Annotated in this window: 17 protein-coding genes and 1 tRNA gene; 3 read left to right on the top strand and 15 right to left on the bottom strand. The window is 68.4% G+C overall.

The window, feature by feature from the left end; all coding sequences use genetic code 11:
• Positions 1–213 precede the first annotated feature (213 nt).
• A complete protein-coding gene (locus ACFZCD_RS28305) occupies positions 214–2,340 on the top strand; it encodes a PIG-L family deacetylase (RefSeq protein WP_391835700.1) in 2,127 nt (708 codons plus the stop codon).
• Between the two features lie 146 nt (positions 2,341–2,486).
• Here ACFZCD_RS28305 and tuf read toward each other — a convergent pair whose 3' ends face one another.
• From tuf to ACFZCD_RS28235, 14 genes are all read right to left on the bottom strand, one after another.
• Positions 2,487–3,680 carry an elongation factor Tu gene (tuf, locus tag ACFZCD_RS28300; RefSeq protein WP_106677946.1) on the bottom strand — a complete coding sequence of 398 codons (1,194 nt, stop codon included), beginning with the start codon at positions 3,678–3,680 and terminating at the stop codon, positions 2,487–2,489.
• 164 nt (positions 3,681–3,844) lie between these two features.
• Entirely contained in the window at positions 3,845–5,968 is a 2,124-nt protein-coding gene (fusA, locus tag ACFZCD_RS28295; protein ID WP_391835698.1) for an elongation factor G, read from the bottom strand.
• 39 nt (positions 5,969–6,007) lie between these two features.
• Positions 6,008–6,478 carry a 30S ribosomal protein S7 gene (gene rpsG, locus ACFZCD_RS28290; protein ID WP_004950419.1) on the bottom strand — a complete coding sequence of 157 codons (471 nt, stop codon included), beginning with the start codon at positions 6,476–6,478 and terminating at the stop codon, positions 6,008–6,010.
• 2 nt (positions 6,479–6,480) lie between these two features.
• The gene (gene rpsL / locus ACFZCD_RS28285; protein WP_003948652.1) at positions 6,481–6,852 is read right to left on the bottom strand and encodes a 30S ribosomal protein S12; all 372 of its coding nucleotides are present in this window, start codon (positions 6,850–6,852) and stop codon (positions 6,481–6,483) included.
• A 434-nt stretch (positions 6,853–7,286) separates the two neighbouring features.
• The gene (locus tag ACFZCD_RS28280) at positions 7,287–11,186 is read right to left on the bottom strand and encodes a DNA-directed RNA polymerase subunit beta' (protein WP_391835695.1); all 3,900 of its coding nucleotides are present in this window, start codon (positions 11,184–11,186) and stop codon (positions 7,287–7,289) included.
• 122 nt (positions 11,187–11,308) lie between these two features.
• Positions 11,309–14,791, bottom strand: a complete 3,483-nt coding sequence (gene rpoB / locus ACFZCD_RS28275; protein WP_391835693.1) for a DNA-directed RNA polymerase subunit beta — start codon at positions 14,789–14,791, stop codon at positions 11,309–11,311.
• A 598-nt stretch (positions 14,792–15,389) separates the two neighbouring features.
• Positions 15,390–15,776 (bottom strand): 50S ribosomal protein L7/L12, encoded by a 387-nt coding sequence (gene rplL / locus ACFZCD_RS28270; protein ID WP_391835691.1) that lies wholly within the window; start codon positions 15,774–15,776, stop codon positions 15,390–15,392.
• Positions 15,777–15,882: 106 nt separating this feature from the next.
• Positions 15,883–16,413 (bottom strand): 50S ribosomal protein L10, encoded by a 531-nt coding sequence (rplJ, locus tag ACFZCD_RS28265; protein WP_030368424.1) that lies wholly within the window; start codon positions 16,411–16,413, stop codon positions 15,883–15,885.
• 293 nt (positions 16,414–16,706) lie between these two features.
• A complete protein-coding gene (locus tag ACFZCD_RS28260) occupies positions 16,707–17,648 on the bottom strand; it encodes a hypothetical protein (RefSeq protein WP_391835689.1) in 942 nt (313 codons plus the stop codon).
• Between the two features lie 201 nt (positions 17,649–17,849).
• Positions 17,850–18,566: a 50S ribosomal protein L1 gene (rplA, locus tag ACFZCD_RS28255; protein ID WP_391835687.1), complete on the bottom strand. Its 717-nt coding sequence runs from the start codon at positions 18,564–18,566 to the stop codon at positions 17,850–17,852.
• A 76-nt stretch (positions 18,567–18,642) separates the two neighbouring features.
• Positions 18,643–19,077 carry a 50S ribosomal protein L11 gene (gene rplK, locus ACFZCD_RS28250; protein ID WP_171167547.1) on the bottom strand — a complete coding sequence of 145 codons (435 nt, stop codon included), beginning with the start codon at positions 19,075–19,077 and terminating at the stop codon, positions 18,643–18,645.
• A 161-nt stretch (positions 19,078–19,238) separates the two neighbouring features.
• The gene (gene nusG / locus ACFZCD_RS28245) at positions 19,239–20,150 is read right to left on the bottom strand and encodes a transcription termination/antitermination protein NusG (protein ID WP_391835685.1); all 912 of its coding nucleotides are present in this window, start codon (positions 20,148–20,150) and stop codon (positions 19,239–19,241) included.
• Between the two features lie 81 nt (positions 20,151–20,231).
• Positions 20,232–20,522, bottom strand: a complete 291-nt coding sequence (gene secE, locus ACFZCD_RS28240) for a preprotein translocase subunit SecE (RefSeq protein ID WP_106677933.1) — start codon at positions 20,520–20,522, stop codon at positions 20,232–20,234.
• A 109-nt stretch (positions 20,523–20,631) separates the two neighbouring features.
• Positions 20,632–20,704, bottom strand: a tRNA-Trp gene (locus ACFZCD_RS28235).
• A 263-nt stretch (positions 20,705–20,967) separates the two neighbouring features.
• Here ACFZCD_RS28235 and ACFZCD_RS28230 point away from each other — a divergent pair.
• Positions 20,968–22,215, top strand: coding sequence for a pyridoxal phosphate-dependent aminotransferase (locus ACFZCD_RS28230; RefSeq protein ID WP_391835682.1), 1,248 nt, complete (start codon positions 20,968–20,970; stop codon positions 22,213–22,215).
• Positions 22,216–22,350: 135 nt separating this feature from the next.
• Positions 22,351–23,370 (top strand): adenosine deaminase, encoded by a 1,020-nt coding sequence (locus tag ACFZCD_RS28225; RefSeq protein WP_391835680.1) that lies wholly within the window; start codon positions 22,351–22,353, stop codon positions 23,368–23,370.
• Positions 23,371–23,433: 63 nt separating this feature from the next.
• Here the strand turns inward: ACFZCD_RS28225 and ACFZCD_RS28220 are convergent, their stop codons facing one another.
• Complete coding sequence (locus tag ACFZCD_RS28220; RefSeq protein ID WP_391835678.1) at positions 23,434–24,489, bottom strand: UDP-N-acetylmuramate dehydrogenase; 1,056 nt, start codon at positions 24,487–24,489, stop codon at positions 23,434–23,436.
• Positions 24,490–24,819 lie beyond the last annotated feature (330 nt).

Genomic DNA, 24,819 nt, shown 5'->3' with positions numbered 1-24,819 from the left:
GACATACGGGACACTATGGCTCTTACACCTCGGCCGCCGCTCCGGTCCCCCCGGCCACTGGGCCTCCACCGGCCCGGGCGCCGGGAAACCCGCGCTTTGCCGGGGCTTGCCGAGGCGCCGGGCAACCGCCGCACCCCCTCGATCGTCCCCTATCACGCTGGGGCAGCAAGGGGCAGGGAACTGCGTGCTGCACAACGGGACGGAGTCATGTAGTTGAACATCTCACAGCACATGGTGATATCCCGCCGGACGGCCCTCGCCGGCCTGGCCGCCACCACCGCGGCCCTCGCGGCGGGGTGCAGCGGGGAGGACGGGAAGAAGAAGCCCAAGGCCTCTCCCCACCCCATAAGAGCCGTGGACCCCAGCGCCACGCAGCCCTTCGGCAGCGCCGGGAAATCCCTGCTCCTGCAGGTCATGGCGCACCCCGACGACGATCTCTACTTCATGAACCCGGACGCCGAGCACATCGTGCGCGCCGGGGTCCCCGTCGTGTCCGTCTACGTGACGGCCGGCGAGGCCGTGGGGCAGAACTGGATCGAGGGCATGCCCAAGGCCAAGCCCGACAAGCCCGGCTACTCCTCGGCGCGCCATCAGGGCCTGCGCCAGGCGTACGCGGAGATGATCGGCCTGGACAAGTTCACGGGCTGGCAGAAGTCCGTCCTGGACCTGGGCAACGGCGTCAAGGCCGAGACCAACGAGCTCACCAACGGCAACCGCAGGGCCCAGCTGATCTTCCTCAACATCGCCATGCTCTCGGCCGGCGACATGCGGCTGCCGCTGCTGTGGGAGCGGCCGGACGGCGAGATGCAGTCGCTCGTCGCCACCGGCTCGCCGTGCACCACCTCCAGCACCTACCGGCACGGCACGCTGGTGGACACCCTCGCCACGATCATGGACCGGTTCCGGCCCACGGTGATCCACACCATGGACCCGGACCCCGACTACCAGGTCCACGACGCCACCCACCCCAAGGACAACGACTACGGGGCCTGCTCCGACCACCGCGACCACACCCCGACCGCGCTCTTCACCTGGAAGGCGCTCTCGCAGTGGGTGGCCGACACCACCAAGCGGGACGGCCACCCGCCGCGCTTCGTGACCACGGCCTTCCGCGGCTACTACAACCAGCGCTGGCCGCACAACCTGCCGCCCGAGGTGATCGAGCAGAAGCACCGGCTGGTCGAGGCGTACGGCGGCGACCCGTCCTGGGACTGCGGCAACCCCGGCGGCTGCGGCGACTACGGCCAGGGCGGCGACCGCCCGATGAAGAACCGCAAGGGCTGGATCCGCTCCACCCACTACCGCTACGAGGGCCCCACCGCGGCCCCCGGCACCGACCGGTCCGGCCGCCTGGAGGCCTTCGGCGTGCTGGGCACCCAGGCCGTGCGCTGGCAGGAGACGACGCCCGGCAGCGGCCGCTGGAGCGACCCGCAGAACCTCGGCGGCGGCCCGCTCGCGCCCGCCCTGGCGGCCGTCCAGGACTCCGAGGGCCGCCGGCTGCTGTTCGCCCTGCGGTTCTCCGCCCTCGCCGGCCAGGGCCGCCCCGACACCCGCGAGATCGTCGTCCTGGAGCAGCGCTCCCCCGGCGGCCCCTTCAAGGCCTGGCAGGGCCTCGGCAACCCCGAGCACCGGCCCGACCGCGGCCGCCGCGTCGGCATGCCCGCCGCGGTCGCCGCCCCCGACGGGCGCGTCCACCTCTTCGTCCGCAACGCGGGCAAGGGCGTCTCCAGCCGGGTGCGCGAGGCCGACGGCACGTGGGGGAAGTGGCAGAGCCTGCACGGCCAGGAGATCCAGGACGGTCTGGTCGCCCTCCTCGACAAGGACAAGCGCGTCCACGTCTTCGGCACCGGCCGCGACACCGTCCACCACTGGACGCAGGAGGAGCCCGGCAAGCCGGTCCGTTACGCGGCCCTGAAGGGCCTGCCGCAGCCCGGCGGGCTCCCCGGTGCGGCACTCGACCCGGAGGGCGCCCTGACCCTCGTCTACCGCTCCCCCGCGGCCGTCCAGCCGGCGGTGCACGCCTTCACGCCGGACGCCCAGGGCCTGGGTGACGTCCACAGCACCGACCTGCAGGACTTCGCGGGCTACGGGCCGCTCGCCGCGCAGACCCTCGCCGTCCGGGGCGGCAAGGACACCGTGCTGGTGCTCGGGCGGGCGATCAGCGGCGAAGTGCAGCTCACCGCCGCCTCCGGCGACTCCGAGCCGGTGCGGTCCGACGCCGGCCTCGTGCCCGTGGGCACCTCCGCGATGACCACCGACGCCGGCCACCAGCTGTGCGTCACCGGCATGGGCCCGGACGCGACGCCGTGGATCTGGCGCCCGGAACTCCCCCACACCTGAGGTACTCCCCCGTACGCCCTTCACCCGTCCGGGTGAAACCTGAGAAGGCTCACCCACGCGAGAAGCCCCGGGAACGCGAGAAGGCCCGCACATCCGAAGATGTGCGGGCCTTCTCAGGTCTTTCGGACCTTCAAGCAAGCCGGGACTTACTTGTTGATCTTGGTGACCTGGCCGGCGCCGACGGTGCGGCCACCCTCACGGATGGTGAAGCGCAGGCCCTCCTCCATCGCGACGGGCTGGATGAGGGAAACGGACATCTCGGCGTTGTCGCCGGGCATGACCATCTCCGTGCCCTCCTTGAGGGTCACAACACCGGTCACGTCAGTCGTACGGAAGTAGAACTGCGGACGGTAGTTGTTGAAGAACGGGGTGTGACGGCCACCCTCGTCCTTCGACAGGATGTAGGCCGTGGCCTCGAACTCGGTGTGCGGGGTGACCGAACCCGGCTTGATGATGCACTGGCCGCGCTCGACGTCCTCGCGCTTGATGCCACGGAGGAGCAGACCGACGTTCTCACCGGCCTGGCCCTCGTCGAGCAGCTTGCGGAACATCTCGATACCGGTGACCGTGGTGGTGGTCTTCTCGGTCTTGATGCCGATGATGTCGACGGTCTCGTTGACCTTCAGGACACCGCGCTCGATACGACCGGTGACGACGGTGCCACGACCGGTGATCGTGAAGACGTCCTCGATCGGCATCAGGAACGGCTTGTCGACGTCACGCTCGGGCTGCGGGATGTTCTCGTCGACGGCCTTCATCAGGCCGAGGAGCTTCTCGCCCCACTCCTTGTCGCCCTCCAGCGCCTTCAGCGCGGAGACGCGGACGACCGGAGCGTCGTCGCCGTTGAACTCGTACTCGTTGAGGAGCTCACGAACCTCGAGCTCGACGAGCTCCAGGATCTCCTCGTCGTCCACCATGTCGGCCTTGTTCAGGGCGACGACGATGTACGGAACGCCGGACTGGCGGGCCAGGAGCACGTGCTCCTTGGTCTGCGGCATCGGACCGTCGGTCGCGGCGACCACGAGGATCGCGCCGTCCATCTGGGCGGCACCGGTGATCATGTTCTTGATGTAGTCCGCGTGACCCGGGCAGTCGACGTGGGCGTAGTGACGCGACTCGGTCTGGTACTCAACGTGAGCGATCGAGATCGTGATACCGCGCTGACGCTCTTCCGGCGCCTTGTCGATCTCGTCGAACGGCGTGAAGGGGTTCAGCTCCGGGTACGCGTCGTGCAGCACCTTGGTGATCGCCGCGGTAAGAGTGGTCTTACCGTGGTCGACGTGACCGATGGTGCCGATGTTGACGTGCGGCTTAGTCCGCTCGAACTTCGCCTTCGCCACTGGGGTCCTCCTGGGAGTGGTTCTGTACGCCTGGATTCGGTCGGCGCCAGGGATCTTTGCTGGGGAGCCGCCCGCCGGGGCACACCATCACGGTTTGCGGTGGTATGCCCCGACAGCCGGTGTCAAGCCTAAGGCGTGAGCCTCGTCTGTGGAGACGGAGCTCGTTACTCGCCCTTGGCCTTCGCGATGATCTCCTCGGCGACGTTCCGCGGAACCTCGGCGTAGGAGTCGAACTGCATCGAGTAGCTTGCGCGACCCGAAGTCTTGCTGCGGAGGTCTCCGACGTAGCCGAACATCTCCGACAGCGGGACCAGGCCCTTGACGAGCTTGGCGCCGTGACGGTCCTCCATGGCCTGGATCTGGCCACGGCGGGAGTTGATGTCACCGATGACATCACCCATGTAGTCCTCGGGGGTGGTGACCTCGACGGACATCATCGGCTCGAGCAGAGCCGGGGACGCCTTGCGAGCACCCTCCTTGAACGCCATGGAACCGGCGATCTTGAACGCGAGCTCGGAGGAGTCGACGTCGTGGAAGGCACCGTCGAGCAGCGTCACCTTGACGCCGGTCAGCGGGTAGCCGGCCAGCACGCCGAACTCCATGGCCTCCTGGCAGCCGGCGTCCACGGACGGGATGTACTCCCGCGGGATGCGGCCACCGGTGACCTTGTTCTCGAACTCGTAACCGTCGCCCTCGAGGGGCTCGATCGCGATCTGCACCTTGGCGAACTGGCCGGAACCACCAGTCTGCTTCTTGTGCGTGTAGTCGATACGCTCGACGGCCTTGCGGATCGTCTCGCGGTACGCGACCTGCGGCTTGCCGACGTTGGCCTCGACCTTGAACTCACGGCGCATACGGTCGACCAGCACGTCGAGGTGCAGCTCGCCCATACCCGCGATGATGGTCTGGCCCGTCTCCTCGTCCGTGTGGACCTGGAAGGACGGGTCCTCCTCGGCGAGGCGCTGGATGGCGACACCCAGCTTCTCCTGGTCGCCCTTGGACTTGGGCTCAATGGCGACCTGGATGACCGGAGCCGGGAAGTCCATCGACTCGAGGATCACCGGGTTGCCCGCGTCGCAGAGGGTCTCACCGGTGGTGGTCTGCTTCAGACCCATGACGGCGACGATGTCACCGGCACCCACCGACTCGATCTCCTCACGCTTGTTCGCGTGCATCCGGTAGATCTTGCCGATGCGCTCCTTCTTGCCCTTGACGGAGTTCTGCACCTGGGTGCCCGCCGTCATGCGGCCCGAGTAAACCCGGACGAAGGTGAGCTTGCCGAGGTGCGGGTCGCTCATGATCTTGAAGGCAAGGCCGGCGAACGGCTCGTCGTCGGACGGCTTGCGCTTGACGACCTCGTCGGCGTTGTTGACCGCGTGGCCCTCAACGGCCTCGATGTCCAGCGGCGACGGCAGGTAGCGGACCACGGCGTCGAGCAGGGGCTGCACGCCCTTGTTCTTGAACGCGGTACCACAGAACACCGGGGTGACGGTCGGCGAGTCGCTGCCGCCCTTCGACGCGAGCGTGATGCGGCGGATGGCCGCCATCAGCTGCTCCTGGGTGGGCTCCTGGCCCTCCAGGAAGAGCTCCATCATCTCTTCGTCGTTCTCGGCAACGCCCTCGAGGAGCTTGCCGCGCCATTCCTCGGCAGCCTCGATGTGGGTGTCCGGGATGTCGACGACGTCGTACATCTCGCCCTTGGCGGCCTCGGCGGACCAGACCAGCGCCTTCATCTGGACGAGGTCGACCACGCCCTTGAAGTCGGCCTCGGTGCCGATCGGCAGCTGCATGACCAGCGGAACCGCGCCCAGGCGGTCGACGATCATGTCGACGCAACGGTGGAACTCGGCACCCGTACGGTCCAGCTTGTTGACGAAGCAGATGCGCGGCACGCCGTAGCGGTCCGCCTGACGCCAAACGGTCTCGGACTGGGGCTCAACACCGGCGACGCCGTCGAACACCGTCACGGCACCGTCGAGCACGCGCAGCGAACGCTCCACCTCGACGGTGAAGTCGACGTGGCCCGGGGTGTCGATGATGTTGATGGTGTGGTCAACGTTGTCCAGCGGCCAGTGGCAGGTCGTCGCGGCAGACGTGATGGTGATGCCGCGCTCCTGCTCCTGCTCCATCCAGTCCATCGTGGCAGCGCCGTCGTGGACCTCACCGATCTTGTACGAAACGCCGGTGTAGAACAGGATCCGCTCGGTGGTGGTCGTCTTGCCCGCGTCGATGTGGGCCATGATCCCGATGTTGCGGACCTTGGCCAGGTCAAGCGAAGTGGTGGCCATATGGCTCAGTCTTCTCTCGGTTCTCGATGGGGGTAGCGACTACCAGCGGTAGTGCGCGAAGGCCTTGTTGGACTCGGCCATCTTGTGCGTGTCCTCACGCTTCTTGACCGAGGCGCCGAGACCGTTCGAGGCGTCCAGCAGCTCGTTCATGAGGCGCTCGGTCATGGTCTTCTCGCGACGGGCGCGGGAGTAACCGACCAGCCAGCGCAGCGCCAGGGTGGAGGCGCGGCCCGGACGGACCTCGACCGGCACCTGGTAGGTGGCGCCACCGACACGGCGGGACTTGACCTCGAGAGCCGGCTTCACGTTCTCGAGAGCGCGCTTGAGGGTGATGACCGGGTCGTTGCCGGTCTTCTCGCGCAGACCCTCCATGGCGCCGTACACGATGCGCTCGGCGGTGGAGCGCTTGCCGTGCAGGAGGATCTTGTTGATCAGCGACGTCACCAGAGGGGAGCCGTAAACCGGGTCGATGATGACCGGGCGCTTCGGGGCGGGGCCCTTACGAGGCATTCTTACTTCTCCTTCTTGGCGCCGTAGCGGCTGCGAGCCTGCTTACGGTTCTTGACGCCCTGCGTGTCGAGGGAACCGCGGATGATCTTGTAGCGAACACCCGGCAGGTCCTTCACACGGCCACCGCGGACGAGCACGATGGAGTGCTCCTGCAGGTTGTGGCCCTCACCCGGAATGTAAGCGGTGACCTCGATGCCGGAGGTCAGACGCACACGCGCGACCTTACGGAGCGCCGAGTTCGGCTTCTTCGGGGTGGTGGTGAAAACACGCGTGCAGACGCCACGGCGCTGGGGCGAACCCTCGAGCGCGGGCGTCTTGTTCTTCTCGACCTTGTCCTGCCGGCCCTTTCGGACCAGCTGCTGGATCGTAGGCACCGTTTCTCCGGTTTCTGTGATCTCGATAAAACTAACCTGAAACCCGCCGACCCACGCGGTCGGGCGTGTCGAAGGCTGCAGACCCCTGCCGATGCTGGAAAGGGCGCAGAATTCGGTGTCTTCGACCGCTTCGGACCGAGAAGATCCGAGCGGCCCGGTCTCTCGCGCGGACTGTGGGCACACACGAGAGCCCAGGGACACCCCAGGCACAAGGTCAGAGCCTACCTAGCGCATGGGCTGCGGTCAAAACAAATGCACACGCGGAGGACACCCCGATGTGCTGCATATGTGGTGGTTTCCCGGATCTGCGGGAGGTCGGCATCGCGCGTATGGGTGAAATCACGCTGCCCACGCCCCGCCCGGCCCCGCCCCGGGTACGCCGCAGGGCGGCCACCCCGGTGGGGTGACCGCCCTGCGGTCGTGCGACGTGCGACTTACTGGTTGTACGGACCGTAGTCGTAGTCCTCCAGCGGGACCGCCTGGCCGGAGCCGGTGCCGAAGGGCGAGTAGTCGATGTCGTCGTAGCCGACGGCCGAGTACATCGCGGCCTTGGCCTCCTCGGTGGGCTCCACCCGGATGTTGCGGTAGCGGGACAGGCCCGTACCGGCCGGGATGAGCTTACCGATGATGACGTTCTCCTTGAGGCCGATGAGCGAGTCGGACTTGGCGTTGATCGCCGCGTCCGTCAGCACTCGGGTCGTCTCCTGGAAGGAGGCGGCCGACAGCCAGGACTCCGTCGCCAGCGAGGCCTTGGTGATACCCATCAGCTGCGGACGGCCGGAGGCGGGGTGACCGCCCTCGGTGACCACACGACGGTTCTCGGACTCGAAGCGCGTGCGCTCCACGAGCTCGCCCGGCAGCAGCTCCGCGTCGCCGGACTCGATGATCGTCACGCGGCGCAGCATCTGCCGGATGATGATCTCGATGTGCTTGTCGTGGATCGACACACCCTGCGAGTTGTAGACCTTCTGGACCTCGCCGACCAGGTGGACCTGGACGGCGCGCTGACCCAGGATGCGCAGCACGTCGTGCGGGTTGGTGGCACCCACGGTGAGCTTCTGGCCCACCTCGACGTGCTCGCCCTCGCTGACCAGCAGACGGGCACGCTTGGAGATCGCGTAGGCGGTCTCCTCGGAGCCGTCGTCCGGAGTGACGACGATCTTCTTGGTCTTCTCGGTCTCCTCGATCCGCACGCGGCCGGCGGCCTCGGAGATCGGGGCGACACCCTTGGGCGTACGGGCCTCGAAGAGCTCGACGACACGGGGCAGACCCTGGGTGATGTCGTCACCGGCCACACCACCGGTGTGGAAGGTACGCATCGTCAGCTGGGTACCGGGCTCACCGATGGACTGGGCGGCGATGATGCCGACCGCCTCACCGATGTCCACCAGCTTGCCGGTCGCCAGCGAGCGGCCGTAGCAGAAGGCACAGGTGCCGACCGCGGACTCACAGGTGAGGACCGAACGGGTCTTGACCGTCTCGACGCCGTTGGCGACGAGCTGGTCGATGAGCACGTCACCGAGGTCGACGTTGGCCGGCGCGATGACCTTGCCGTCGATGACGACGTCCTCGGCCAGCATGCGGGCGTAGACGCTGGTCTCGACGTCCTCGGCCTTGCGCAGCACGCCGTCGGCGCCGCGGGAGGCGATCTGCAGCTTGAGGCCGCGCTCGGTGCCGCAGTCCTCCTCGCGGATGATCACGTCCTGCGAGACGTCCACGAGACGACGGGTCAGGTAACCCGAGTCGGCGGTACGCAGGGCGGTGTCCGCGAGACCCTTACGGGCACCGTGGGTGGAGATGAAGTACTCCAGCACGGAGAGACCCTCACGGAACGACGCCTTGATGGGTCGCGGGATGGTCTCGTTCTTCGCGTTCGACACCAGACCACGCATACCGGCGATCTGCCGCATCTGCATCATGTTTCCTCGGGCACCCGAGTCAACCATCATGAAGATGGGGTTCGTCTTGGGGAAGTTCGCGTTCATCGCCTCGGCAACCTCGTTGGTCGCCTTGGTCCAGATCGCGATGAGCTCCTGCGTGCGCTCGTCCTTGGTGATCAGACCGCGCTCGTACTGCTTCTGGACCTTCTCGTCCTGGGCCTCGTAGCCCTTGACGATCGCCTTCTTGGCCTCCGGCACGACGATGTCGGAGACGGCGACGGTGACGCCGGAACGGGTGGCCCAGTGGAAGCCGGCCGCCTTCAGGTTGTCGAGCGTCGCCGCCACGATGACCTTGGGGTAGCGCTCGGCCAGGTCGTTGACGATCTCGGAGAGCTGCTTCTTGCCCACCGAGTAGTCCACGAACGGGTAGTCCTCGGGCAGCAGCTCGTTGAAGAGCGCGCGGCCCAGGGTGGTGCGCAGGCGGAAGCTGTCGCCCTGCTGCCACTCCGGCTCGCCCTCCTCGGCGACCGGGGGAACCCAGCCGCGCGGGGGAACGGTGCCGATCGGGAAGCGGATGTCGACCTTCGCCTGGAGCGAGAGCTCCCGGGCGTCGAACGCCATGATCGCCTCGGCGACCGAGCCGAAGGACCGGCCCTCGCCGATGACCTTGCGCTCCTCCTCGTCGGTGGTGAGGAAGAACAGACCGAGCACCATGTCCTGGGTCGGCATGGTGACCGGACGGCCGTCGGCCGGCTTGAGGATGTTGTTCGAGGACAGCATCAGGATGCGGGCCTCGGCCTGCGCCTCCGCGGAGAGCGGCAGGTGGACGGCCATCTGGTCACCGTCGAAGTCCGCGTTGAACGCGGTGCAGACGAGCGGGTGGATCTGGATGGCCTTGCCCTCGACCAGCTGCGGCTCGAAGGCCTGGATGCCGAGGCGGTGCAGCGTGGGCGCACGGTTCAGCAGCACCGGGTGCTCGGCGATGACCTCTTCGAGGACGTCGTACACCACGGTGCGGCCGCGCTCGACCATGCGCTTGGCCGACTTGATGTTCTGCGCGTGGTTCAGGTCGACCAGGCGCTTCATCACGAACGGCTTGAAGAGCTCCAGCGCCATGGCCTTGGGCAGACCGCACTGGTGCAGCTTCAGCTGCGGACCGACGACGATGACGGAACGGGCCGAGTAGTCGACTCGCTTACCGAGCAGGTTCTGACGGAAACGACCCTGCTTGCCCTTCAGCATGTCGCTGAGGGACTTCAGCGGGCGGTTACCGGGACCGGTGACCGGGCGACCGCGGCGGCCGTTGTCGAACAGGGCGTCGACGGCCTCCTGCAGCATCCGCTTCTCGTTGTTCACGATGATCTCGGGGGCACCGAGGTCAAGGAGACGCTTGAGGCGGTTGTTGCGGTTGATCACACGGCGGTACAGGTCGTTCAGGTCGGAGGTCGCGAAGCGGCCACCGTCCAGCTGCACCATCGGACGCAGGTCCGGCGGGATCACGGGGATGCAGTCCAGCACCATGCCGCTGGGGCTGTTGCGGGTCTGCAGGAAGGCGGAGACGACCTTGAGGCGCTTGAGCGCACGGGTCTTCTTCTGGCCCTTGCCGGTCCGGATGATCTCGCGGAGGCGCTCGGCCTCCTCGTCGAGGTCGAAGGACTCCAGGCGCTTCTGCAGCGCGGCGGCGCCCATCGCACCCGAGAAGTAGGTGCCGAAGCGGTCGCGCAGCTCGCGGTAGAGCAGCTCGTCGCCCTCGAGGTCCTGGACCTTGAGGTTCTTGAAGCGGTTCCAGACCTCGTCGAGACGGTCGATCTCGCGCTGCGCACGGTCGCGCAGCTGCTTCATCTCACGCTCGGCACCCTCGCGCACCTTGCGGCGCACGTCGGCCTTGGCACCCTCGGCCTCCAGCTCGGCCAGGTCGGCCTCGAGCTTCTTGGCGCGGGCCTCCAGGTCGGCGTCGCGGCGCTGCTCGATCTGCTGGCGCTCGACGGAGACGTGGGCCTCCAGCGAGGGCAGGTCGCGCGTGCGGCGCTCCTCGTCCACCCACGTGATCATGTAGGCGGCGAAGTAGATGACCTTCTCGAGGTCCTTCGGGGCGAGGTCGAGCAGGTAGCCCAGCCGCGACGGAACGCCCTTGAAGTACCAGATGTGGGTGACGGGAGCGGCCAGCTCGATGTGGCCCATCCGCTCACGGCGCACCTTGGCGCGAGTGACCTCGACGCCACAGCGCTCACAGATGATGCCCTTGAAGCGGACACGCTTGTACTTGCCGCAGTAGCACTCCCAGTCCCGGGTCGGACCGAAGATCTTCTCGCAGAAGAGTCCGTCCTTTTCGGGCTTGAGGGTGCGGTAGTTGATGGTCTCCGGCTTCTTGACCTCGCCGTGGGACCAGGTTCGGATGTCGTCCGCGGTCGCCAGGCCGATCCGCAGCTCGTCGAAGAAGTTGACGTCGAGCACTGTTCGTCAATCCCTCTTTCAGGGTCGTGCCCCTCGCGTCAGCGAGATATCGGGCTCTACATCAGTGGTCTGAAGGGTCCGGGGACGACCGGGGCCTCACGAGGAGGCCCCGGTCAGACCCCTCAGACCTCTTCGACGCTGCTCGGCTCGCGCCGGGACAGGTCGATACCGAGCTCTTCCGCAGCGCGGAAGACGTCCTCGTCCGTGTCGCGCATCTCGATGGACATGCCGTCCGAGGACAGCACCTCCACGTTGAGGCAGAGGGACTGCATTTCCTTGATGAGCACCTTGAAGGACTCGGGAATGCCGGGCTCGGGGATGTTCTCGCCCTTGACGATGGCCTCGTAGACCTTCACGCGGCCGGTGACGTCGTCGGACTTGATGGTCAGCAGCTCCTGGAGGGCGTACGCGGCGCCGTATGCCTCCAGCGCCCACACCTCCATCTCACCGAAGCGCTGGCCACCGAACTGAGCCTTACCACCCAGCGGCTGCTGGGTGATCATGGAGTACGGGCCGGTCGAACGCGCGTGCAGCTTGTCGTCGACCAGGTGGTGCAGCTTGAGGATGTACATGTACCCGACGGAGATCGGGTCCGGGAACGGCTCGCCGGAGCGGCCGTCGAACATCCGGGCCTTGCCGGAGGGGAGCACCATGCGCTCGCCGTCGCGGTTCGGGATCGTGGACTCGAAGAGACCGGCGATCTCGTCCTCGCGGGCGCCGTCGAAGACCGGGGTCGCGACGTTGGTGCCCGGGGCGACCTCGTCGGCGCCGATGGCCTGCAGGCGCTTCATCCAGTCCTCGTCGCCCTCGACCTTCCAGCCGCGGCTGGCGAGCCAGCCGAGGTGGATCTCGAGGACCTGTCCCGGGTTCATTCGGGACGGGACACCGAGCGGGTTGAGGATGATGTCGACCGGGGTGCCGTCCTCGAGGAACGGCATGTCCTCGACCGGAAGGATCTTGGAGATGACACCCTTGTTGCCGTGACGGCCGGCGAGCTTGTCACCGTCGGTGATCTTGCGCTTCTGGGCGACGTAGACGCGGACCAGCTGGTTCACGCCCGGGGGAAGCTCGTCGCCCTCCTCGCGGTCGAAGACGCGGACGCCGATGACCTTGCCGATCTCGCCGTGCGGGACCTTCAGCGAGGTGTCACGGACCTCACGGGCCTTCTCACCGAAGATCGCGCGGAGCAGGCGCTCCTCCGGGGTCAGCTCGGTCTCACCCTTCGGGGTGACCTTGCCGACCAGGATGTCGCCGGCGACGACCTCGGCACCGATGCGGATGATGCCGCGCTCGTCGAGGTCGGCGAGGACCTCCTCGGAGACGTTCGGGATGTCCCGGGTGATCTCCTCCGGGCCGAGCTTGGTGTCACGGGCGTCGACCTCGTGCTCCTCGATGTGGATCGAGGAGAGGACGTCGTCCTGGACGAGGCGCTGCGACAGGATGATCGCGTCCTCGTAGTTGTGACCCTCCCACGGCATGAACGCCACGAGCAGGTTCTTGCCGAGCGCCATCTCACCGTTCTCGGTGGACGGGCCGTCGGCGAGCACCTGGCCGGCGACGACGCGGGCGCCCTCGTCGACGACGACCTTCTGGTTGAAGGACGTGCCCTGGTTGGAGCGCGAGAACTTCGCGACCCGGTAGGTGTTGTACGTGCCGTCGTCGTTGGCCACCGTCACGTAGTCGGCGGAGACCTCCTGGACGACACCGTCCTTCTCGGCCTTGATGACGTCACCGGCGTCGACCGCACAGCGGTACTCCATGCCGGTGCCGACCAGCGGCGCCTCGGCCTTGATCAGCGGAACGGCCTGGCGCATCATGTTCGATCCCATGAGCGCGCGGTTGGCGTCGTCGTGCTCGAGGAACGGGATCATGGCGGTCGCGACCGACACCATCTGGCGCGGCGAGACGTCCATGTAGTCGACCTCGTCGGGCGCGATGTAGTCGATCTCGCCGCCACGGCGGCGGACCAGCACACGGGCCTCGGCGAAGCGCATGTCCTCGGCCAGGGCGGCGTTCGCCTGGGCGATGACGAAGCGGTCCTCCTCGTCGGCAGTCAGGTAGTGCACCTCATCGGTGACCTGGCCCTCGACGACCTTGCGGTACGGGGTCTCCACGAAGCCGAACGCGTTGACGCGGCCGTAGGAGGCGAGCGAGCCGATCAGACCGATGTTCGGGCCTTCGGGCGTCTCGATCGGGCACATGCGGCCGTAGTGCGACGGGTGAACGTCACGGACCTCGAAGCCGGCCCGCTCACGGGAGAGACCGCCCGGACCCAGCGCCGACAGACGGCGCTTGTGGGTCAGACCCGACAGCGGGTTGGTCTGGTCCATGAACTGGGACAGCTGGCTGGTGCCGAAGAACTCCTTGATGGAGGCGACGACCGGCCGGATGTTGATCAGGGTCTGCGGCGTGATCGCCTCGACGTCCTGGGTGGTCATCCGCTCGCGGACGACGCGCTCCATACGAGCCAGACCCGTGCGGACCTGGTTCTGGATGAGCTCGCCGACGTTGCGCAGACGACGGTTGCCGAAGTGGTCGATGTCGTCGGTCTCGACGACGATCGAGGTGCCGTTCTCGCCGACCGTCTCCTGCTCACCGGCGTGCAGCTTGACCAGGTACTTGATCGTCGCGATGACGTCGTCCACGGTCAGCACACCGGCGTCGAGGGGGGCCTCCGCGCCGAGCTTCTTGTTCACCTTGTAGCGGCCGACCTTCGCGAGGTCGTAGCGCTTCGGGTTGAAGTAGAGGTTCTCGAGCAGCGTCTGCGCGGCCTCACGCGTCGGGGGCTCGCCCGGGCGCAGCTTGCGGTAGATGTCGAGCAGCGCGTCGTCCTGACCCTGGGTGTGGTCCTTCTCCAGGGTGGCGCGCATGGACTCGTACTCGCCGAACTCCTCGAGGATCTGCTCGGTGGTCCAGCCGAGAGCCTTCAGGAGGACGGTGACGGACTGCTTGCGCTTGCGGTCGATGCGGACACCGACCATGTCGCGCTTGTCGACCTCCATCTCCAGCCAGGCACCCCGGGACGGGATGATCTTGGCCGTGAAGATGTCCTTGTCGGACGTCTTGTCGATGGCGGAGTCGAAGTAGACGCCGGGCGAGCGGACCAGCTGCGAGACGACGACACGCTCGGTGCCGTTGATGCAGAAGGTGCCCTTGTTGGTCATGAGCGGGAAGTCGCCCATGAAGACCGTCTGAGACTTGATCTCACCGGTCTCGTTGTTGGTGAACTCGGCCGTGACGAAGAGCGGGGCCGCGTACGTGAAGTCGCGCTCCTTGCACTCGTCGATCGAGTTCTTCGGGGGCTCGAAACGGTGGTCGCGGAAAGTCAGCGACATCGACCCGGAGAAGTCCTCGATCGGGGAGATCTCCTCGAAGATCTCCTCCAGACCGGACTTCGTGGGGACGTCCTGACCGGACTCCAGCGCAGCCTCGACGCGAGCCTTCCAGGCGGCATTGCCGAGCAGCCAGTCGAAGCTCTCGGTCTGCAGCGCAAGGAGGTTCGGAACCTCGAGGGGCTCCTTGATCTTCGCAAAAGAGATGCGCAGCGGGGCGGTGCTGGCGCCGTTGTTCGTATTGGCAGTCGAGGCGTTGCGCGAGGCGGCCAAGAGGGGGTCCTTCCGAGGGCTCGGACTCACTACGCGCGTACCGGCCCCACTCCGTGCAAACGAGAGAAAGCCCAGGTCAGCGGGTTTCCCTCAGCAGTGCTCGATAGTGGGCATGCCCCTGGTGACGGGCAGGGAGCAGCTAACAGGCAGCGCAAAGGGTCAGTGTAGCCACTTGGCCCACTGATGTCCAGAGCGGATGTGCGGAGACCGGTGCGATACCAATCTCTCCCTCCGGGATCCTGTTGTCCCTCGCTGTGCGACGCCACTGCCGTGCTGCTGTCGTGCGCTTCAGGACGCCCTGCACCCACCGGTGCCGATGACGCCTGCCGGCATCGCCTGACGCAAGACTTCCCAGTTCGCCTTCGATCCATGCCTCGGACGGTGGACCGATGTGGCGACGCGTCCTGAGAATTGCGCGCCCCGTCGCGTTCGTCAAGGCCCACGACCCGTCCGGGAGGGCAACGAAGATCACCATACTCGCCCCCGGGACCCCCTCCGCGCAGCCGTCCCGGGAAACGCCGAAGGGCGACCACCCGCATGGGTGATCGCCCTTGGCGGCCGGCTACCGCCGGCGAAGAGAGTCAGACGACTCGTGAGGTCACTTGACCTCGACGGAGGCGCCGGCGCCCTTGAGGGCCTCGGCGGCCTTCTCCGCGGCGTCCTTGGCGACCTTCTCGAGGACCGGCTTCGGGGTGCCGTCGACGAGGTCCTTGGCCTCCTTCAGGCCCAGGGAGGTCAGCTCACGCACGACCTTGATGACCTGGATCTTCTTGTCACCGGCGGCGGTGAGGATGACGTCGAACTCGTCCTTCTCCTCGACGGCCTCGGCGGCAGCGCCACCGGCGGCACCGGCGACCATGACCGGCGCGGCGGCGGCGGCGGTGACGTCGAACTTCTCCTCGAACGCGGCCACGAAGCCCGCGAGCTCGATGAGGGTCATCTCCTCGAACTGCGCGAGCAGCTCGTCCTGGGTGAGCTTCGCCATGATGGCGGTCCTTCCACTAAATCGGCAGGTGCCGGATGTACATGTCGGCGGGCGTACGGCCCGCTACGACCGGTGCCGGGTGGCGCCGGTCAATGCGCGAGCCGAATTACTCGGCACCGCCCTGCTCGGCGAGCTTGGCGCGCAGCGCGTCCGCAGTGCGGACGAGCTTCGTCGGCAGCGCCTGGAAGAGCGAGGCAGCCTGGGACTGCTTGCCCTTCATGGCACCGGCCAGCTTGCTGAGCAGAACCTCGCGGGACTCGAGGTCCGCAAGCTTCTTGATCTCATCGGCGGACAGCGCCTTGCCATCAAGGACACCGCCCTTGATGATCAGGTTGGGGTTCTCCTTGGCGAAGTCACGAAGACCCTTCGCCGACGCCACCGGGTCACCGGTGACGAAGGCAACGGCCGTCGGGCCAGCGAAGAGCTGGTCCTCCAGCGTGATCCCGGCCTCACGAGCCGCGATCTGGGTCAGCGTGTTCTTCACCACGGCGTACTGGGCGTTCTCACCGAGCGAACGGCGCAGCGTCTTGAGCTGCGCCACGGTGAGACCGCGGTACTCAGTCAGCACAGCGGCATTCGAGCTACGGAACTTGTCCGTCAGCTCGGCAACCGCAGCAGCCTTGGCGGACGTCGCCATGAGCCTCGGCCTCCTTCCGGGTGATTCGGACCGCTACGCGAAGGGACCTGGGCAAAACGAAACGCCCCGGCACAGGTGCTCGGGGCGTAACTCGACCGCTTCGACCCGAAGTCGTTGCGGGAGTGCTTCCTCAAATCACCTGCGCAGGTCGCCCGCAGCTAGCGGATCCTTCGGCCACCACACCTCCGGAGCGGAGGCACAGCAACGACCAGCGGTCTTTGGCTTCTGGAAGAAGGTACGTGAACGGGGCGCCCGGAAGCAAATCGACCCCCGGGCGAATGCGTCCCCGCAGGTCAGGAGGTCAGCGACGGGGTGCCGCCGGTCTTCTTCAGCTCCTTGAGCCGCTCCAGCAGATCAGTGGTCTGGTCCGCCGGCGGCGCCTGGACGTCGGCCTTGGTGCCGTAGTCGGAGAGCGTCTGGGTGAGCTCCATCCGCCCGCCGGCCATGTCCGTGTTCACGACGAGCTTCGCGGGGAGGTCGTCGGCGCCCACCCAGACGTCCATGTCGTACTGCGTGATCCCGGCCTGCTTGATGGTGTCGAGCAGCTGCTGCCGGTCCTGCTCGCCGAGCCCTTCGAGGCTCTTGTTGGACCTCACCGCCTCGTCCGCGGTGAGCGTGCCCTTGTAGTGCTGGGTCTTCTTGCCGTCGACCGTCTCCTCGCCGACCAGCTTGACGTTCGGCGACGACTTCAGGAGGGCCATCTGCTTGGCCGGGTCCTGGTTCTGGCCCTGGCCGCCGCCCATGAGCTGCTGGAGGGCCTTGGAGTCGCCGCCGGCCTCCTTGGCCGCGGCGCCGAGGTCGACCTTGAGCCAGCGCTTGCCGTCGTTCTTGGCGGCGCCCTCGGGGCCCACGTCCGTGTACGTCACGGTGCCGATCGTGATGACGTGGCTCTCGGCGGAGGCGCCGTCCTTGCCGGGCAGCCCGGTCATGCGCTGGTCCACGACGGCGGGGTCCCAGCCGACGACGCCGGAGGACTGCAGGGTCACCGGCTGATCGCCGAGCCCCGGCACCTTCATGGTCATCCGGAACTTGGCCGACTTCGCCGACTGCGTCTTCTTGAACGCCGCGTCGAGGGCCTCCGTGGGCGCTCCGGCCGCCGTCGTCGCCCCCGCCTTGCCGGAGGCCCCCGAGGAGGCCTTGTCGTCCTTCTTGTCACCGCCGCAGGCCGCGACGCCCGCCAGCAGGGCCACGGCGGTCACCGATACGCTCAGGCGCTTCCAGGTGGACTTCTGCATGTCCGCTCCCCCTCTACTCAAAAGCGATCAATGTGAACGTTAGTTCACCACGGGGGCAGAGGGTGCGTCGATGCGTATACGTGCCGTTAAGAACCGGCCAGGCGCCCGGGACGCGAACAGGCCCCGCATCTCGCCGGAAGTCCGGGAGGTGCGGGGCCTGCTCGTTCGCTTACGCGCCGAGGCGTCGTGATCCGGTCAGGATCAGACGGTCTCGTCCTCCACCAGGAGGTTGCGGGTGCGGTTGGGGTCCAGCGGGATGCCGGCGCCCATGGTGGTGGTCAGGGTCGCCTTCTTGATGTAGCGGCCCTTCGCGGCGGACGGCTTGAGGCGGGTGATCTCCTCGAGCGCCGCGGCGTAGTTCTCCACCAGCTTGGCCTCGTCGAAGGAGACCTTGCCGATGATGAAGTGCAGGTTCGAGTGCTTGTCGACGCGGAACTCGATCTTGCCGCCCTTGATCTCGGTCACGGCCTTGGCCGTGTCCGGGGTGACGGTGCCGGTCTTCGGGTTCGGCATCAGACCACGGGGACCGAGCACGCGGCCGAGGCGGCCGACCTTGCCCATGAGGTCCGGGGTGGCGACGACGGCGTCGAAGTCCAGACGGCCCTTCGCGACCTCGTCGATGAGCTCGTCGGCGCCGACGATGTCGGCACCCGCGGCACGCGCGGCCTCGGCACGGTCGCCGGTCGCGAAGACCAGGACCCGGGCGGTCTTACCGGTGCCGTGCGGAAGGTTCACGGTGCCGCGGACCATCTGGTCGGCCTTGCGCGGGTCGACACCCAGACGCATGGCAACCTCGACGGTCGCGTCGAACTTCACGGAGGACGTGTCCTTCGCCAGGCGGACGGCCTCGAGCGGGGCGTACAGACGCTCCCGGTCGATCTTCGCGTCCACGTTGCGAAGAGTCTTGCTGCGCTTCACTGCTTCTCCTCAGGATTGGAGTCGTGGTGCGGACCAGCGCTGGTCCTTCCACGGGGTACTGCCAGGGGCGGCTGAATCAGCCCTCGACCGTGATGCCCATGGAGCGGGCGGTGCCGGCGATGATCTTCGCGGCGGCGTCCAGGTCGTTGGCGTTCAGGTCGGGCATCTTGGTGGTGGCGATCTCGCGGACCTGCGCCTCGGTGATCTTGGCGACCTTGGTCTTGTGCGGCTCGCCGGAGCCCTTGTCCACGCCCGCGGCCTTGAGGATCAGCTTCGCGGCCGGCGGAGTCTTGGTGACGAAGGTGAAGGAACGGTCCTCGTAGACCGTGATCTCCACCGGCACGACCATGCCACGCTGCGACTCGGTCGCGGCGTTGTAGGCCTTGCAGAACTCCATGATGTTGACGCCGTGCTGACCCAGCGCGGGGCCGACCGGCGGAGCCGGGTTCGCGGCACCGGCCTGGATCTGGAGCTTGATAAGCCCCGTGACCTTCTTCTTCTTGGGAGGCATTGCTCTCTCCGGGTCCTAGTGAGAGTTTTTTTGCCGGCGCACACTGCGCGCAGGCATACCGCACCACGATAACGGGTAACGTGGCCGGGCCAAAAACCGACAGGTCAGACGAGCTCTACGAGCCGGTCTGACCTGTTCGGAGGCGTATGTGCCAGAAGGGGTTAGTTCTTCTGGATCTGGTCGAAGCTGAGCTCGACCGGGGTCTCGCGACCGAAGATCTCGACGAGGCCCTTGACCTTCTTCGAGTCGGCGTTGATCTCGTTGATCGTGGCCTGCAGGGTCGCGAACGGGCCGTCGGTGACGGTGACCGAGTCGCCGACCTCGAAGTCCAGCACCTGGACCTCGACCTTGCGCTGCGGCGCCGGCTTGCCCTCGGCCTCGGCGGCCTCGCGGGCGGCCTTCTCCTCGGCCTCCGGGGCGAGCATCTTGACGATCTCGTCCAGCGTCAGCGGGTACGGGTCGTAGGCGTTGCCGACGAAGCCGGTGACGCCCGGGGTGTTGCGGACGACGCCCCAGGACTCGTTCGTCAGGTCCATGCGCACCAGGACGTAGCCCGGGAGCTTGTTCTGGCGGACGGTGCGGCGGTCGCCGTTCTTGATCTGGACGACCTCCTCCTGCGGCACCTCGGCCTGGAAGATGTAGTCCTCGACGTTGAGCGAGACGGCGCGCTGCTCGAGGTTGGTCTTCACGCGGTTCTCGTAACCGGCGTAGGTGTGGATGACGTACCACTCGCCGGGCAGGCCGCGGAGCTCCTCGCGGAGGGCGGCGACCGGGTCCACGGCAGGCTCCTCGGCGGCGGCCTCCTCGGCCTCCTCCTCGGCCTCGTCGCCGGACTCCTGCGCGGCGTCCTCGGCGGCGGCGTCCTCGTCGGACTCGACGCGGAGGGCGGCCTCCTCGGCGGGCTCGCCGGCGGCGGCTTCCTCGGCGTCGAACTCGTCGGCGGCGTCGGCGCCCTCGACGATCTCCTGCGCGGTGTCGTCGCCCTCGACCTCGGCCGAGACAGTGGCATCCACGTCGGCCTCTGCCGCCTCAGCGGCCTTCTCGGCGGCGTCGTTCAGGTTCGGGTCAGACACGTGGCTGCTTCTTCCTGGCTACAAGGGGTGGAACGTGCGAAAGGGGCGGCTCGCCTCACGGCAGCCGCCCTACCCGCGGATTCAGCCGAAGACGTACTTGACGGCGTTGGTGAACCCATAGTCAATCACGGTGACCAGGCCAATGACGATGACGACAAAGACGATCACCACGGTGGTGTACGTCGACAGCTGGCCCCGGGTGGGCCAGACGACCTTGCGGAGCTCTGCGACGATCTGTCGGTAGAAGAGCGCGAGGCGGCCGAAGGGGCCCTTCTTCCCGCGCTTCCCGCCACGGCGGCCCTTCCTGGCGGCCACCTCGTCCTCGGGACGACCGCTCTCAGGCGTCGCGGTGGAGCCAAGGGCTTCCGTCACTACGTCCTCACCTGAATCCGGGTCGTGAGCCGTGCCGCGCCCGGTTGAGCCGCACGGCGGTGCATTTCTCTACGTACGCACGCACGCACCCTGGTGACGATGCGTGTAGCAGGGCCGAAGGGACTTGAACCCCCAACCGCTGGTTTTGGAGACCAGTGCTCTACCAATTGAGCTACGACCCTTTGTGGTTCCCCAACGTACCGCATCCGAGCGTGCGCACGGTGTGTGCGGAGCCGGATCGCGGCCGGTGAGGGCCAACGGTGGATGAGTGTACGTGGTCCGGGGGCGTGCGTCGAACAGCTTGTGTCGCGACGGGTCCGGGGCGGGTCCGGAAGTCGCCTTCGGGGGGCTTCGTCAGGGCTTCGCCGGCGCTTCCCCGGAGGTCCCGTGAGCCGTCCGTGAAACGGGTGTGCCCGCTTCGTCCCCCGTCTGCAACGATGCCCCCATGACCGCTGCGACTCCTTCCGAGCCCCCCGTCCAGTCCCCCACCGAGCGCCGGGTGTCGACCCGGATCGGATCGATCTCCGAGTCCGCGACCCTCGCCGTCGACGCCAAGGCCAAGGCCCTCAAGGCCGCCGGGCGCCCGGTGATCGGCTTCGGCGCCGGCGAGCCCGACTTCCCCACCCCCGGCTACATCGTCGAGGCCGCGGTGGAGGCCTGCCGCGACCCGAAGAACCACCGCTACACGCCCGCCGGCGGCCTCCCGGAGCTGAAGGCCGCGATCGCCGCCAAGACCCTGCGCGACTCCGGCTACCAGGTCGAGGCCTCGCAGGTGCTCGTCACCAACGGCGGCAAGCAGGCCATCTACGAGGCCTTCGCCGCCATCCTCGACCCGGGCGACGAGGTCATCGTCCCGGCCCCGTACTGGACCACCTACCCCGAGTCCATCCGGCTGGCCGGCGGCGTCCCGGTCGAGGTCGTGGCCGACGAGACCACCGGATACCGGGTGTCGGTCGAGCAGCTGGAGGCCGCCCGCACGGAGCGCACGAAGGTGCTGCTCTTCGTCTCGCCGTCGAACCCGACCGGTGCCGTCTACTCGCGCGAGCAGGTCGAGGCCGTCGGCCGCTGGGCCGCGGAGCACGGGCTGTGGGTGCTGACCGACGAGATCTACGAGCACCTCGTGTACGGCGACGCCGAGTTCTCCTCGCTGCCGGTGGTCGTGCCGGAGCTGCGCGACAAGTGCATCGTCGTCAACGGCGTCGCCAAGACGTACGCCATGACCGGCTGGCGCGTCGGGTGGGTCATCGCCCCGCAGGACGTCATCAAGGCCGCGACCAACCTGCAGTCGCACGCCACGTCGAATGTGTCCAACGTCGCACAGCGGGCGGCCCTCGCCGCCGTCTCCGGCGACCTGACCGCCGTCGACGAGATGAAGGTCGCCTTCGACCGGCGCCGCCGCACGATCGTGCGCATGCTCAACGAGATCGACGGCGTCCTCTGCCCCGAGCCGGAGGGCGCGTTCTACGTGTACCCGTCGGTCAAGGAGCTCCTGGGCAAGGACATCCGCGGCAAGCGGCCGGCCACGTCCGTCGAGCTCGCCGCGCTGATCCTCGAGGAGGTCGAGGTGGCGGTGGTGCCGGGTGAGGCCTTCGGCACTCCGGGGTACCTGCGGCTGTCCTACGCGCTGGGCGACGAGGACCTGGTCGAGGGCGTGTCGCGGATGCAGAAGCTGCTGGGTGAGGCGAAGGCCTAGTCACCCGCGGCGCGCCGCGTACGGGCTCCCGGCCGAGTGCCGGGGGCCCGTATTCGTTTTCGGGGCGGCGCTCGTTGGCGTCCCTTGAGCGAAAGTCCCTTCCGGTTGGTGCGGTGGTTGCGGCAGGATCTGCGAATGGAGAGTGTTCGTAACGTCCGATTGCTGCCCAAGGCCCATCTGCACCTGCACTTCACCGGGTCGATGCGGCCTTCCACCCTGCTGGAGCTCGCCGACAAGTACGGGGTGCACCTCCCGGAAGCGCTGAGCAGCGGAGAGCCGCCGAAGTTGCGGGCGACGGACGAGCGCGGCTGGTTCCGGTTCCAGCGGCTGTACGACATCGCGCGGTCCTGCCTCCGGTCGCCGGAGGACATTCAGCGGCTCGTGCGGGAGGCCGCGGAGGAGGACGTCCGGGACGGGTGCCAGTGGCTGGAGATTCAGGTCGACCCGACGTCCTACGCGCCCCGGCTGGGCGGGCTGATCCCCGCGCTGGAGATCATCCTCGATGCGGTCGAGAGCGCGTCGCGGGAGACCGGGCTGGGGATGCGGGTGCTCGTCGCCGCGAACCGCATGAAGCACCCGCTGGACGCGCGGACGCTGGCGCGGCTGGCCGTGCGGTACGCCGACCGGGGCGTGGTGGGGTTCGGGCTCTCCAACGACGAGCGGCGCGGGCTCGCCCGTGACTTCGACCGGGCCTTCGAGATCGCGCGGGAGGGCGGCCTGCTGGCCGCGCCGCACGGCGGCGAGCTGGCCGGGCCCAGCAGCGTCCGGGACTGCCTGGACGACCTGCACGCGTCGCGCGTCGGGCACGGGGTGCGGGCCGCGGAGGACCCGCGCCTGCTGCGGAAGCTCGCGGAGCGGGGGGTGACGTGCGAGGTCTGCCCGTCGTCGAACGTCGCCCTGGGCGTCTACGAGAAGCCGGGCGACGTGCCGCTGCGGACGCTGTGGGACGCCGGCGTGCCGATAGCTCTCGGCGCGGACGATCCGCTGCTCTTCGGCTCGCGGCTCGCCGCGCAGTACGAGCTGGTGCGGGAGCACCACGGCTTCACGGACGAGGAGCTGGCCGAGCTGGCGCGGCAGTCGGTGCGGGGGTCGGCGGCGCCGGCCGGGGTGCGGGAGCGGCTGCTGGCCGGGGTGGACGCCTGGCTGGCCGCCTGAGGCGGCTCCGGCTCCCGTCCCCGTCCCCGGCTCCGGGGACGGGCGGGGCCGGGCAACGGCTCCCTACAGCGCCACCCCGACGGTGACCGGCTCGTTGACCAGGGTCACGCCGAACGCCGCGTGGACGCCGGCCCGGACCTCGCGGGCCAGGGCCAGGAGGTCCTCCGTGGTCGCCTCCCCGCGGTTGGTGAGGGCGAGCGTGTGCTTGGTGGAGATGCGGGCCGGGCCCGCCCCGTAGCCCTTCGTGAAGCCCGCCTTGTCGATCAGCCAGGCAGCGGACGTCTTCATGAGGCCGTCCCCCGCCGGGTAGGCGGGCGGCGCCACGTCCGGGCCGAGCCGCTCCGCCACCCGGGCCAGGAACGCCGCGTGCTCGGCCTCGGTCAGGACCGGGTTGCAGAAGAACGAGCCCGCCGACCACGTGTCGTGGTCCTCGGGGTCGAGCACCATGCCCTTGCCCGCGCGCAGCTTGAGGACCGTCTCGCGGGCCCGGGCCGCGGGGACGCGGTCGCCGGCCTCGACGCCGAGGGCGCGGGCGGTCTCGGGGTAGCGGATGGGGGCGGAGAGCCCGTCCGCGTCCTCCAGCTCGAAGCGGACGCGGAGGACGACGTAGCGGCCCGGGTCCTGCTTGAAGCGGCTGTGGCGGTAGGAGAAGGCGCAGTCGGCGTTGGTGAGGGTCACCGTGTCGCCGGTGCGGCGGTCGTAGGCGACCACTTCGGTGATCGTCTGGGCGACGTCCTGGCCGTAGGCGCCGACGTTCTGGATGGGGGTGGCGCCGGCGGAGCCGGGGATGCCGGCGAGGCACTCGATGCCGGCGAGGCCGGCATCGACGGTGCGGGCGACGGCGTCGGACCAGTTCTCGCCGGCGGCCAGTTCGAGGCGGGTGCCGTCGAGGGTGAAGCCGCTGGTGGCGATGCGCAGGGCGGTGCCGTCGAAGCCCTTGTCGGAGATGACGAGGTTGCTGCCGCCGCCGATGATCAGCAGCGGGGTGGCGGTCTCGTCGGCCTCGCGGACGGCGGCGATCACCTCGGCGTCGGTGACGGCCGTGATCAGGCGGGTGGCGGGGCCGCCGAGCCTGAAGGTGGTCAGGGGGGCGAGGGGGGCGTCGTGTCGTTCCTGCACCCGACCAGGGTACGGGTGACCCGGAACGGGGTGCGGGGCGCGTGCGGGGCCGGGGGCCGTTGCCGGGTGCGTGCGGGGCCGGGGGGGGGGGGGGGGGGGGGGGGGGGGGGGGGGGGGGGGGGGGGGGGGGGGGGGGGCGGGGGGCGGGGGGGGGGGGGGGGGGGGGGGGGGGGGCCCGCCCCCCCCCGGGGGGGGGGGGCCCCGGGGGGGGGGGGGGGGGGGGGGGGGGGGGGGGGGGCGGTGGTGGGGGGGGGGGGGGGGGGGGGGCGGGGGGCCCGGGGGGGGGGGTCCGGGGCCGTATATTTACGGGCCCGTGCCCGGCGCCGCGGT

This window comes from Streptomyces sp. NPDC008001 (assembly GCF_042958085.1).
Classification (GTDB): Bacteria; Actinomycetota; Actinomycetes; order Streptomycetales; family Streptomycetaceae; genus Streptomyces.
Note: the sequence above shows the minus strand (reverse complement) of the source record. Positions and strands in the feature narration are given on the sequence as shown.